At 70.3% G+C, this 12,309-nt stretch carries 12 protein-coding genes; 6 read left to right on the top strand and 6 right to left on the bottom strand.

The features are described from left to right. Positions 1-58: 58 nt before the first annotated feature. Positions 59-895, bottom strand: coding sequence for an SGNH/GDSL hydrolase family protein (locus AB0A63_RS01370; RefSeq protein WP_360383988.1), 837 nt, complete (start codon positions 893-895; stop codon positions 59-61). Between the two features lie 296 nt (positions 896-1,191). Here AB0A63_RS01370 and AB0A63_RS01365 point away from each other — a divergent pair, with 296 nt between their 5' ends. Genes AB0A63_RS01365 through AB0A63_RS01340 form a run of 6 tightly spaced genes read left to right on the top strand, consistent with a single transcriptional unit; the run spans position 1,192 to position 6,952 of the window. Further along, positions 1,192-2,115: a sugar ABC transporter permease gene (locus tag AB0A63_RS01365; RefSeq protein ID WP_360383985.1), complete on the top strand. Its 924-nt coding sequence runs from the start codon at positions 1,192-1,194 to the stop codon at positions 2,113-2,115. Then, the gene (locus AB0A63_RS01360) at positions 2,105-2,938 is read left to right on the top strand and encodes a carbohydrate ABC transporter permease (RefSeq protein ID WP_360383982.1); all 834 of its coding nucleotides are present in this window, start codon (positions 2,105-2,107) and stop codon (positions 2,936-2,938) included. The genes AB0A63_RS01365 and AB0A63_RS01360 overlap by 11 nt, the downstream gene beginning before the upstream one ends. A 15-nt stretch (positions 2,939-2,953) precedes the next feature. Continuing rightward, positions 2,954-4,264 (top strand): ABC transporter substrate-binding protein, encoded by a 1,311-nt coding sequence (locus AB0A63_RS01355; protein WP_360383979.1) that lies wholly within the window; start codon positions 2,954-2,956, stop codon positions 4,262-4,264. Beyond that, positions 4,261-5,346 carry a Gfo/Idh/MocA family oxidoreductase gene (locus AB0A63_RS01350; RefSeq protein ID WP_360383976.1) on the top strand — a complete coding sequence of 362 codons (1,086 nt, stop codon included), beginning with the start codon at positions 4,261-4,263 and terminating at the stop codon, positions 5,344-5,346. The genes AB0A63_RS01355 and AB0A63_RS01350 overlap by 4 nt, the downstream gene beginning before the upstream one ends. Further along, positions 5,328-6,221 carry a PmoA family protein gene (locus tag AB0A63_RS01345; RefSeq protein WP_360383973.1) on the top strand — a complete coding sequence of 298 codons (894 nt, stop codon included), beginning with the start codon at positions 5,328-5,330 and terminating at the stop codon, positions 6,219-6,221. The genes AB0A63_RS01350 and AB0A63_RS01345 overlap by 19 nt, the downstream gene beginning before the upstream one ends. Next, complete coding sequence (locus AB0A63_RS01340; protein WP_360383970.1) at positions 6,215-6,952, top strand: cupin domain-containing protein; 738 nt, start codon at positions 6,215-6,217, stop codon at positions 6,950-6,952. The genes AB0A63_RS01345 and AB0A63_RS01340 overlap by 7 nt, the downstream gene beginning before the upstream one ends. A gap of 21 nt (positions 6,953-6,973) precedes the next feature. On the opposite strand, the gene AB0A63_RS01335 is transcribed toward AB0A63_RS01340, so the two are convergent. The 5 genes from AB0A63_RS01335 to AB0A63_RS01315 are packed head-to-tail and all read right to left on the bottom strand — an operon-like array spanning position 6,974 to position 12,116. Next, positions 6,974-7,927 (bottom strand): arabinan endo-1,5-alpha-L-arabinosidase, encoded by a 954-nt coding sequence (locus tag AB0A63_RS01335; RefSeq protein ID WP_360383968.1) that lies wholly within the window; start codon positions 7,925-7,927, stop codon positions 6,974-6,976. 6 nt (positions 7,928-7,933) lie between these two features. After that, the gene (locus tag AB0A63_RS01330; RefSeq protein WP_360383966.1) at positions 7,934-9,373 is read right to left on the bottom strand and encodes a family 43 glycosylhydrolase; all 1,440 of its coding nucleotides are present in this window, start codon (positions 9,371-9,373) and stop codon (positions 7,934-7,936) included. 11 nt (positions 9,374-9,384) lie between these two features. Then, positions 9,385-10,716: a glycoside hydrolase family 43 protein gene (locus AB0A63_RS01325; RefSeq protein WP_360383963.1), complete on the bottom strand. Its 1,332-nt coding sequence runs from the start codon at positions 10,714-10,716 to the stop codon at positions 9,385-9,387. 12 nt (positions 10,717-10,728) lie between these two features. After that, positions 10,729-11,736 carry a GDSL-type esterase/lipase family protein gene (locus tag AB0A63_RS01320; RefSeq protein WP_360383961.1) on the bottom strand — a complete coding sequence of 336 codons (1,008 nt, stop codon included), beginning with the start codon at positions 11,734-11,736 and terminating at the stop codon, positions 10,729-10,731. Next, the gene (locus AB0A63_RS01315) at positions 11,733-12,116 is read right to left on the bottom strand and encodes a hypothetical protein (RefSeq protein WP_360383958.1); all 384 of its coding nucleotides are present in this window, start codon (positions 12,114-12,116) and stop codon (positions 11,733-11,735) included. The genes AB0A63_RS01320 and AB0A63_RS01315 overlap by 4 nt, the downstream gene beginning before the upstream one ends. Positions 12,117-12,309 lie beyond the last annotated feature (193 nt).

Here is a 12,309-nt window from a genome sequence, read left to right as displayed (position 1 = left end):
AAGTCCTTTCCACGAGGGGCGGCGGCGGTGTGCGGAAACTACGGGCTCGGCGAACCCGTTACCTCAGGTAGTTCGCCAGCGGGATGCGCTGGTCGCGCAGCGCCTTGGCCACGACACCGGCGATCTGCCTCGCCCCGGCGGCCTCGAAGTGCGTGTGGTCGTTGCAGAAGAACGCGCCGACCGGGCCCCTGGTGTAGTCACCGTCGTTGGGGCAGAGCCGCAGTGAGTTGTAAAGCGCGTAGCTCAACCGGTGCAGGTCGACGACGGTGACGCCGCTCGTCCGTCCCGCGTCGAAGGTCTCGGTCAGGAACCCGCGGGTGGCGACGGCGGTGCTGCCACTGCACCGGATCGCGGAGACCGGGGTGAGGAAGATCGGCGTGGCACCGCGGTCCTTCGCCGCCTTGGCCATCAGCGCGAGGAGCTCCCGGTAGCGGGCGCTGCCCACGTGCCGGGGGCAGTCGGGGCTGCCGTCGTTGATGCCGAACTGGACGACGAGGTAGTCACCCGCCTTCATCCCGGTGGCCGGGTCGAGCATGGCCTGCCAGCGCTGGTGGAAGGTCCGCGGGCTCACCACGCACTCGCCCGCCGCGTCCTTGGCGTTCTGCACGTTCGACTCGTAGAGCCAGGTCTGGACGCTGCGACCGGCCACCGCGCTGTTCACCACGGTCACGTCGGAGGTGAACAGCGCACCGAACTGGCTGCCCCAGCCGACCGGGCAGCTCGCCTTCGGGTCGGCCATCGTCGAGTCACCCGCCAGCCACACCTTCACCGCGGCCGCACCGGCCGGCGCCGTGCTCGCCGGGGAGCAGCCGGGTTCCTCCGCGACGGCCGGCGTGGCCGCCGCGCACAACGGCAGCACGACGAGTGCTGCCAGGGCCAGGAAACGAGTCCTCACAGTGGTCTCCAGACGGGCAGGGGCTGCCTGAGACGGCCGGGCGGGAACGGCGGGTGAACCGAGCGTAGCCCGTGGTCACGCTGCACGGAAAGCGCTTTCCGCGAATCGTCGATTCGACGTCCGGTGGTGGTGCGCCGCAGTCGGTCCACTGTGCACCGCGCCGTCGAACACCGGGTCGAACGCAGGTCGAATCGCTGTTCAACGAAGCTTTCGACGGCGTTCGACGCCGCTGCTTGACGGTCGGGTGACGTCGATGCAAACTCCGGAAAGCGTTTTCCAAACGGATCAGGGGCTCCATGAGTGCTCTCGACGAGTTGCGCCGGCTGCGCCGCGACGGCACGCAGGTGCGCAAGCGCGACAACAGGGCGGCCTTCTGGTTCCTGGCACCCTGGTTCGCCGGACTGCTGTTCATCACGATCGGCCCGGTCCTCGCGTCGTTCGGGCTCGGCTTCACGAAGTACAACCTGATCCAGCCGCCCAGGTTCACCGGGCTGGACAACTTCGCGCGGATCCTCACCGACGAACGGCTGCACAACGCCCTGCGGGTGACGTTCACCTACGTGCTCGTGTCCGTGCCGCTCCAGCTGGCCTGCGCGCTCGCCGTCGCACTGCTGCTGGACCGCGGGCTGCGCGGGCTCGCCCTGTACCGCTCGGCGTTCTACCTGCCCTCGCTGCTGGGCTCCAGCGTGGCGATCGCCGTGCTGTGGACGCAGGTGTTCGGCACCGACGGCCTGGTGAACCGCGTGCTCGGCCTCTTCGGCGTCGAGGGCGGGGGCTGGATCTCCGACCCCGACACCGCCCTGTCGACGCTCATCGTGCTGAACGTGTGGACGTTCGGGTCACCGATGGTCATCTTCCTCGCCGGGCTGCGGCAGATCCCGGCCGTCTACCACGAGGCGGCCGCGATCGACGGTGCCGGCCGCTGGTCGCGGTTCTGGCACATCACGCTGCCGCTGCTGTCGCCGATCCTGTTCTTCAACCTGGTGCTGCAGATCATCCACGCCTTCCAGTCGTTCACGCAGGCGTTCGTCGTCTCCGGCGGCACCGGCGGCCCGTCGGACTCGACGATGTTCTACACGCTCTACCTGTACCAGCAGGGTTTCAGCCGGTTCGACATGGGCTACGCGTCCGCGCTGGCGTGGTTCCTGCTGCTGATCATCGCGGCGTTCACCGCGATCAACTTCTGGGCGGCGAGGTACTGGGTCTTCTATGACGACTAGCCGGTTGTCCTCCCTCGCCAAGCACACCGGCCTGGTACTGGCCGGCTTCGTGATGCTGTACCCGGTGCTGTGGATGGTCGTGAGCTCGCTGCGGCCCGACGACGAGATCTTCCGCAGCCCCGGGCTGGTCCTCGACGGCCTGCGGACGGAGAACTACACCGAGGGGTGGACCGCCCTCACACCGTCGTTCGGGACGTACCTGGTCAACTCGTCGGTCCTGGTGCTGGGCTGCATCCTCGGCAACCTGGTGTCGTGCTCGATGGCGGCCTACGCGTTCGCCCGGCTGCACTTCAGCGGGAAGCGCTGGTGGTTCGGCATCATGCTCGGCACGATCATGCTGCCGATCCACGTCATCATCGTGCCGCAGTACGTGCTGTTCTCGAACATCGGCTGGGTCAACACGTTCCTGCCGCTGATCGTGCCGAAGGTCCTCGCCACCGACGCGTTCTTCGTGTTCCTCATGGTGCAGTTCATCCGCGGCCTGCCGCGCGAGCTGGACGAGGCCGCGCGCATCGACGGCTGCGGCCACCCGCGGATCTTCCTGCGGATCATCCTGCCGCTCATGACGCCCGCGCTCGCGACCACCGCGATCTTCACGTTCATCTGGACCTGGAACGACTTCTTCGGCCAGCTGATCTACCTCACCGACCCGGACATGTACACGGTCCCGGTCGCCCTGCGGTCGTTCGTGGACTCCACGGTCGCGACGTCGTGGGGCGCGCAGTTCGCCATGAGCGTCGTGTCGCTCGTCCCGATCTTCCTCGCCTTCCTCGTCGGCCAGCGGTACCTCGTCAAGGGGATCGCCACGACCGGGGGCAAGTAGCCGAAAGGACAGCTCATGCCAAGAGGTGCTCGCCGCAGGGTCGCGTGGGCCACCCTGCTGTCCCTGACCGCGTCGCTGCTCGTCGCGTGCGGGGCCGGTTCCGACGCCGGTGGCGACCTGACCGCGGAGCCGGTGACGCTGCGCTTCACCTGGTGGGGCGGCGACGACCGGCACAAGAGGACCCAGCGGATCATCGAGCTGTTCCAGGAGCAGCACCGGAACATCACCATCAAGGGCGAGTTCAAGGAGTGGAACGGCTACTGGGACAGCCTCGCCACCACGATGGCGGCCAACGACGCGCCCGACGTCATGCAGATGGACGAGCTGTACATCGCGTCCTATGCCGAGCGCGGCGCGTTGCTCGACCTCACCGAGGCGAAGAAGCACCTCGACACCGCGGACTTCGACCAGAAGGCGCTCGCCACCGGCGCGATCGGCGGCAAGCAGTACGGGCTGCCCGTCGGCCTCGGCATGTACTCGGTCATGGTGAACCTCGACCTGCTCGCGCAGTACGGCATCCCGGTGCCCGACGACACGAAGTGGTCGTGGGACGACCTGAAGCGGATCGGCGAGCAGGTGTCCGAGGCCGGTGGCGGGCAGGTGTTCGGCGTGCAGTCGCCGGGCATCAACGACACCGCCGGGCTGAGCATCCGGGCGCGCCAGCAGGGCAAGGCCATGTTCGACGCCGAGGGCAAGGTCGTGCTGCCGCAGGAGATCGCCCGCGAGTACTGGCAGTACATCGCCGACCTCGCGAAGTCCGGCGTCGCGGCACCGCCGTCGGTGACGATCGAGAAGGCCTCCGCGGGACTCAACCAGTCCGCCACCGCGACCCGCACCGCCGCGTTCGGCCTGTGGTGGAACACCCAGCTGACCGCGCTGACCGCTGCCAGCGGCGCCAGGCTGAAGTTGCTGCGGCTGCCGGGGGAGACGCAGGGCAAGGCACCCGGCGCGTACTACAAGCCGTCGATGTTCTGGTCGGTGTCGTCGCGGTCGAAGCACCCCGCGGAGGCGGCGGCGTTCGTGAGCTTCCTCGCCAACGACGAGGAGGCGGCGAAGATCATGCTGACCGAACGCGGTGTGCCCGCCAACCAGAAGATCCGCGACGTCATCGCCGGCCAGCTGAAGGAGACCGACAAGGCGGCCAAGGAGTACCTGGACACCGTGCCGGTCAGCGACCCGCCCAGGATCACGCCGAACGGCGCCAGCACGGTCGACGCGATCCTCAAGCGGCACACCGAGGACGTGCTGTTCGGCCGGACCACCCCCGATGCGGCGGCCACGTCGTTCATCAGGGAGGTCCAGGCGGAAGTGGACGCGGCCCGGTGAGGCGCGCCGCCATCGTCGGAACGGGTGCAATTGCGGCCGCCCACGCGGAGGCGGTGCGGGCCTGCGGTGACCGGGTCGAGCTCGTCTCGGTCGCCGACGTGGACGCCGGCCGCGCCGCCGCGTTCGCCGAGCGGTGGGGTGTGCCGCGGGTGCACCCCGGGCTCACCGCGCTGCTGGCGGAGGAGGAGCCGGACGTCGTGCACATCTGCACCCCGCCCCGTCACCACGTGCCGCTGGCGCTCGAATGCCTGGCCGCGAACGCGACGGTGCTCGTCGAGAAGCCACCGGCGTTGTCGCTGGCCGAGGTCGACGCGCTCGTCGTCGCCGAGCGGAGCTCGACCGGCCGGGTCGCGACGGTCTTCCAGCACCGGTTCGGCCCGGCGGCGGTGCGGCTGCGGCGCCTGGCCGCCGAGGGGGTGCTGGGCCGGTCGCTGGTCGCGAAGTGCGACACCCTCTGGTACCGCGACGACGCCTACTTCGCCGTGCCGTGGCGCGGTTCGTGGGACAGCGAGGGCGGCGGTCCGACGATGGGGCACGGCATCCACCAGTTCGACCTGCTGCTGTCGGTGCTGGGACCGTGGCGGGAGGTGCGGGCCGTCGCGGCCAGGCAGGCCAGGGACGTGCAGACCGAGGACGTCTCGATGGCGCTGGTGACCTTCGCCGACGGGACGGTCGCCTCAGTGGTGAACTCGCTGCTCTCACCCAGGGAGACCTCACAGCTGCGGTTCGACTTCGAACGCGCCACGGTCGAGGTCGAGCACCTCTACGGCTACAGCGACGCGCACTGGACGGTCACCCCGGCGCCCGGCCACGACGACGTCCTCGCCCGCTGGCAGCAGGAGCAGCGGTCGGACGAGGTCAGCGGTCACCGGGGCCAGCTGGCGGCGGTCCTCGACGCCCTGGACGGCGGCGAACCGCCCCCGGTCACCCTCGCCGACACCAGGGACACCATGGAGTTCATCGCGGCGCTGTACGCCTCGGCGTTCACCGGCGCCGTCGTGCAGGCCGGCCGGATCGGGCCGGGCGACCCGTTCTACACCAGCATGGAAGGGAGCGGTGCCCCGTGGGCGACCAACCGGTGATCACGCGCCAGGACGACGAGGTGCTCGTCGTGTCGGCAGGCGCGGCCGAGCTGTTCCGGTACGTGCACCGGCCGACGACCCCGGCGTTCGAGGGGCCCAAGCCCTACCTGCACCCCGTGCGCACGCTGGCCGGTGACGTCGTGACGGCGTTCCGGCCGCACGACCACCGCTGGCACAAGGGCGTGCAGATGACCGCGACCGACGTGTCCGGGCAGAACTTCTGGGGCGGCGTCACCTACGTGCGCGACGAGGGGTACGTGGTGCTGCCGAACGTGGGCAGCATGCGGCACGAGGAGTTCAGCACCGCCGAGGCCGAGGGCGAGCTGACCATCGGCGAACGGCTCTCCTGGGTCACCGAGGCCGGGCAGCACTGGGTCGACGAGGAACGCCGGCTCACCGTGCGCGACGTCGAGGACGAGGCGTGGACGCTGGAGTTCGCCACCACGCTGACGAACGCGCGCTCGGAGCCGTTGTCGTTCGGCAGCCCGACCACCAACGGCCGCGAGCTCGCGGGCTACACCGGGTTCTTCTGGCGCGGTCCGCGTTCGTTCACCGGCGGCGAGGTCCTCGCGGCCGGCGGCGGCAGCGGGCAGGAGCTGATGGGCGAGAAGGCCGCGTGGCTGGCGTTCGTCGGACAGCACGACGAGGTGGACCGGTCCTCGACACTGCTGTTCATCGACCACCCGGACAACAAGAACACCCACTGGTTCGTGCGCAGCACACCGTTCGCGGCGGTCAACCCGTCGTTCGCCTTCTTCGACACCGTCGAGGTGCCACCTGGTGAGTCGCTGCACCTGCGCCACCGGCTGGTCGTCGCGACCGGCGGCTGGGACCGCGGGCGCCTGGAGTCCTACGTGGAGGAGCACGCGTGGTGACCCCGTTCCCCGGTGGGATCGGCCTGTCCGGTCTGCGGGTGTACGACTGGCCGACCGCGGACGGGGTGTGCGGCGGGTCGCCGCACGTGCACCTCACCTGCGCGGAGTGCTACTACGTGGTCGGCGGGCAGGGCCGGGTGCAGACCCTCACCCGGCGCGGGTTCGCCGAGACCCCGCTGCGCACCGGCACGGTCGCGTGGTTCACGCCCGGCACGGTCCACCGGCTGGTCAACGACGACGACCTGCACATCGTCGTCGTGATGCAGAACAGCGGCCTGCCCGAGGCCGGTGACGCGGTGTTCACGTTCCCGCCCGAGGTGCTGGCGGACCCCGAGCGCTACGCGACCGCCGCGTCCCTCGCGCAACCCGGGCACGCCTACGCCGCCTCCGAGCCCGCCGCCCGCCGGCGCCGCGACCTGGCCGTCGAGGGGTTCCTGGAGCTGCGGGAACGCCTGGAGGCGGGCGACACCGCGGCGATCGAGGCGTTCTACGCGGCCGCGCTCACGTTGAAGCGGGAGTCGCTGGACGACTGGGAACAGCGGTGGCGGGCCGGGGCGCTCGCGGCCACTCAGCTGACCGGCGAGCACCTGGAGCGCCTGCGCGCCGGGGACACCGGGCACCTCGCCGACGCGGACGTCCACGTGGTGCGCGGGGAGGAACCGCAGCGGTTCGGCATGTGCGGCCGCCTCGACGTGCACGACCCGGCAGCGGGCCGGTCGCCGTACCGGTGACCCGCGCTGCGCGGGCACCCCTCACCGCAGGTACGGCCAGCCCGCGGAGTCGAGGGCCAGCAGGTTGACGCCGAGCCGGGACGCGCCGGAGTCGGTGTAGTAGTGGTAGACGAGCAGGTCGCCGTCGACGTCGCTGAGGACGTCCTGGTGGCCGGGCCCGTGCACGCTGCCCTGCCCCGCCAGGACCTCCGTGCCGCCGCCCGAGGTCAGGGCGGTGCCGTTGCGGTCGACGTAGGGACCGGTGACGCTCGTCGATCGGCCGACCATGACGCGGTAGGTGCTCGAAGCGCCCCGGCAGCAGTAGTCGAACGAGACGAACAGGTAGTAGTACGAGTCCCGTTTGACGATGTTCGGCGCCTCGATCGGGCCGCCGTTGCGCCCGGCGAGGGACCGGATCGTGGAGTCGGCCCGCAGGCCCGTGGACGGGTTCAGCGCGACCATCTTGATCCCGGACCAGAACGAGCCGAAGCTCAGCCACCAGCGGCCCTGGTCGTCCACGACGAGGTCGGGGTCGATGGCGTTGAAGTCGTCGGAGGTCCGCGACTCGACGACGAGACCGCGGTGGGTCCAGGTGCCGGCGTTCCCGCTGGGGCTGGTGGCGAGGAAGATCGCCGACCGGTTCGAGCCGAACGTCGAGGCGGAGTAGTACAGCCAGTACTGGCCGTTGCGGAACGACAGGTCCGGTGCCCAGAGGGTGCGGTCGCCGCCGGTGTACGGGGTGGTCCAGGACGCGCCGCTCGGGAACGCCGACCCGGCGGAGCGGAACGCGACCCGGTCGGTGGAGGTCCGGAGCGCGATGTCCCTCCCGGTGTGCGCCACCAGGTAGCTGCCGTCGGCGCGCCGGACCGCGCTCGGGTCGTGCACGCCGGTGTCACCCGTGACGCGGCCCGGCAGGGGATAGGCAGAGGCGGGTGGTGCCGTCCCGACGGCGGTGGCCAGCACCACCGCCGCGACCAGTGCGATCTTCCTCGTCATCGCGGATCACTCCAGCACGAACGTCGCATCGGAACGGCCCTGCGCGTCGGTGACCGCCTGCAGGAAGAGCAGACCGCCGTTGACGCGCACGTAGAGGCCGGGGAAGTTGACCGACTCGAACGACACCGCCGAGCTCGCGGCGAGTCCCGCGCGCTGGGTGAAGCTCGCGTCGTTGCGGAACAGGGTGCTGCCGTCGCTGCGGTCCACCCACAGCTCGTTGTTGCGGTGGCGCAGGTAGTAGCCGGGGAAGTTGGTCGACTCGAGCGACACGGTGCCGGACCCGGTCAGCCCGGTGACGACCCGGAACTGCGAGTCGGCCAGCGGCGACACGTTCGCCTCCAGCCGGGCGCGGTACTCCCAGTGCCGCACGAAGCGGTCGGCGGCGGCGTAGGACCGCAGCCGCACCGGCGTCGGGCCGTCGGGCACCGGAATGCCGAAGTCCGGGGTGCCGTCGGAGCGGTAGTGGACCTTCTGCACGCGGGTGCGGCGGTTCGGGTCGTTGAGCGGGTCGCCGCTGATGTCGCGGTAGTTGCGGTCGTGGTAGACGAGGACGTCGCTGGCACCGTCCTCGGAGACGGTGAACGAGTTGTGGCCGGGACCGTACTGGCCGGTCGCCGCGTTGCTGGTGAACACCGGGTCGGCGCTCTTCGTCCACGACGCCGCGTTGAGCGGGTCGGCCGACGCGGAGGCGGTCAGCAGCCCGAGGCAGTAGTTCGCGTCGGTGGCACTGGCCGAGTAGGTCAGGAAGAGCCGCCCGTTGCGCTGCAGGACCGACGGCCCCTCTGCGACCTTGTACCCGCGGGTCTCCCACGCCAGCGCCGGCACGGTCAGCCGCGTCACCGTCCCGGTGATGGTCCACGGGTTCGCGCCCATGCGGGCCAGGTAGAGGTTCGAGTTGGTGGCGATGCCCGGTTCCTGCTGCGCCCAGGTCAGGTACCGCACGCCGTTGTGCACGAACGTCGAGGCGTCCAGCGAGAAGGTGTCCCACGGCGTGGTGATCCGGCCGCGTTCGGTCCACGGCCCGGTCAGCGGGTTGGCAGCCGAGCTCTCCAGCACGTACATGCGGATGCGCCAGACGTCGTCGGTGCGCCCGGCGGCGAAGTAGACGTACCACCTGCCGTTGATGAAGTGGATCTCCGGTGCCCAGATGTGGGCGCCCATCTCACCGCTGGAGTGCTTGCGCCAGATCACCGTCTCCGCCGCCGTGGCCAGGCCCTGGATCGTCGTCGCGCGGCGCAGGACGATCCGGTCGTACTCCGGGACGGTCGCGGTGAAGTAGTAGAAGCCGTCGGTGTGCTTGAAGACGTGCGGGTCGGCCCGCTTCTCGGCGATCGGGTTGGTGTAGCGCACCGCAGGCGCCGCACCGGCCTGCGGCACCGGCATCCCGGCCACGCAGGTGACGACCGCGAGCACCAGCACCGCCAGGCGGAGGAAGACCGTCCTCATCGGCTGTCCTTTCAGGCCAGTGGGGCAGCGGCGGTGAACGACGCGTCACCGGCGAACGCCGAGTCGGAGGTGCGCCAGTCCACGCGCAGTTCGTAGTTGTAGTGGCGCAGGTAGCGGCCGGGGTGGGAGTAGGACTCCAGTGACGTGCCGGTGCCGGCGAGTCCGGTGCGGGCGCAGAACGTGGCGTCACGGGCGAACGTGGCGTCACCGGTGTTGGTGTCCAGCCGTGCCTTGAAGTCGTGGTGCCGCAGGTAGCGGTCGGGGAAGTTCACCGAGCGCAGCGAGTGGCAGTTCGCGTTGGCCAGGCCCGCCACGACCGTGAACGTCGCGTCCTGACGCGTGGAGAGCGGGCTGGACGAGCTCACCGGGTCCACGTACGCGAGGTTGTCGCGGTGGCGGACGTACCGGTCGGGAAAGTTCACCGAGCGGAACGAGCGGGCGCCTGTGGCGATGGCCGTGCCGTCGCCGGAGTCCTCACGCAGGACCGTGAAGTGCCGTGCGGTACCGGACAGCCCCGCCAGCTCGGTCTTGGCGCCGAACGTCGTGAGGTTGCCGCTGTCGGCGTAGAAGTAGCGCCGCTGGCCGTACTGGTCGAAGTAGATCCGCCAGCGGCCGTCGGGCAGCCGCACCAGAGCGGGTCCCTCCAGCCCGGAGCCCCAGCCCGCCCAGTTCCCGGTGCCGACGAACGTCCACGGCCCGGTCAGCGACGTGGCCGTGGCGTGCTCGACGTACTTGGTCGTCTCGTTCTTGAGGAAGTTGTGGTAGGTGCCGCCGACCTTGACCAGGAAGCTGTCGATGTAGTTGGCCGGGATGCCCAGCGCGACCGGGCTCGTCCACGCCGACAGGTCCGCGTTCGCCGCGGTGATCCGGTACGGGCGGAACTGCCCGGCCGTTCCCGTCGTGGACGCGGAGAAGACGACGTGGACGCTGCCGTCGGAGTCCTTGAACCACTCCGGTGCCCAGGTGCTGCCGGTGGCGCCGTTGAGGCCTACCCGGACGTTGCGCAGGAACGTCCACGTCACGTAGTCGGCACTGCGGGCGAAACCGATCGTGTCACCGGTCCAGTTCGTGGTGTAGACGAGGTAGTAGTAGCCGTCGGTGTGCCGGATGACGCTGGGATCGCGGATCAGGCCCGACGGCGGTGTGTAGGCGTTCGCCCTGACCTGGGTGAAGCCGGTGGCGTTGGCCGAGTCGTAGACGTACATGTTCGACTCGCTGCTGTTGGTGAACGCCGTCATCAGGTAATGCGGCACCGGACCGGCCGCCGAGGCGGCGGGGACGACGGCGGCCGCCGCGACGAGCGCGGTCACGAGCAGGACGAGCCGGAGTGCTGTGCGCGGCATGGACCGGCTCCCTCAGAACTTCGCGGCGACGATCGGCGCCAGGCGGTCGGCGATCTTGCGGTGCCCCTGGTCGTTGGGGTGCACGTTGTCGGTCGTGTCGGTGGCCTCGACGATCCAGCCGGTGGTGTCGACGAACCAGACGCGGCCGTCACCGCCGTTGACGACCTCCTGCACGGCCGCCTGCGTCTCCGGCAGGTACCGCTTGCGGAACGTGCCCAGCGCGAAGACCGCCGCGGTCGGGTACTTCTCCCGCACCCGCCGCAGCAGCGTCACGTAGGAGGCGCGGAACTGCTCTTTGGTGACGCTGTGCCCGACGTCGTTGGTGCCGAGGTTGATCACGACCGCGTCCGCCCGGTAACGGCCGAAGTTCCACGCCGGGGCGTTCAGGGCGAGGCCGGTGCGCAGGAAGCCCTCGCGCATGCTCAGGCACCCGTCCGCCGCCGGGTGCAGGCACGCGCCGCCGACCGCGATCTGCGTGTGGCCGGCCTTCAGCCGCTCGCCGGTCAGCCAGCCGTACGCGGTCAGCGCCTGCTTGGACGACTGCTGGCCGACGGTGATCGAGTCGCCGACGAACTCGATGGTCTTCGCGGGCACGGCGGGCGCGAACGTCCGCGCGCCGGTGTCGATCTCGATGCCCTGGTACACCGCGTCGCCCTTGTAGGAGCCTGCGATCGGGCGGTAGGACACGCGCAGGGTGTGGTTGCCGGTGGCCAGTGGGGCAGGCGTGAGGTCGACCGTCCCGCTTCGGTTCACGTACGACACGTCGGGGCCGCCGTCGATGCTGGCGAAGAAGTCGATCGTGCCGCGCTGCCGGAGCTTCACCGTCCGTCCGGTGAACCCGATGACGACGTGCGCACCCGCCCACTCGGACACGTAGGCGCCGGCCGAGCTCGTGTTCCAGCGGCCGGTGTAGCGGGCGTTCGGATCGGTGGGCGGGCTCGTGACGGCCGCCGTGGCCGCCGGTGCCGCGACGGCGGTGCCCGCGAGCACCGCCACCGCGACGAGCAGGGTCCTGATCATGGTGCGACCTTTCCGCGCGAAGGCAGGGGAACGCGCGACCAGTCCGTGTCCGAGGCCAGGTGGAAGCCCCGGACGAGCTCCTCGCGCCAGACGCCGAGGACGTCGGCCACGAGCGAAGGTGTGCCCTTGTGGACCATGAAGACCTCAAGACCGGGGCGGTTCGGGTCGATGTCGGTGACGTGCAGGGCGTCACCGTGCCCGACCCGGACCGCTGCTCCGGTGACGGCGCTGCCCGGTGGCAGCACGCCGGTCGAGCTGCACGCGAGCGACCCGTCGTCGTCGAGCGTCGCACCGCCGTGGACGACCTCCTGCCGCAGCTCCCGTCCGGCCAGGACGGCGGTGACCACCACCGGGAGCAGCACGCTTCGTCGCGGGTCCACAGCGGTCAGGATGGCCCGGCGTACTGGCGCGCGCAAGGGTGAGAAGTGTTGTGCAGCAACATGGAAAGCGTTTTCCAGACTTGATCGTCGATTCGGGTGCGCCGTTCGACGGAGCAGGTGTCGAACGGGTCGAACGGCCATCGACCGGTGTTGCGCGTCCCGGTGGGGCCAGTCGGCGGTGTGGTCGCTTGAT

The sequence above is a fragment of the Lentzea sp. NPDC042327 genome, assembly GCF_040647275.1.
Taxonomy (GTDB): Bacteria; Actinomycetota; Actinomycetes; order Mycobacteriales; family Pseudonocardiaceae; genus Lentzea.
This window is presented reverse-complemented; position numbering and strand designations above follow the sequence as displayed.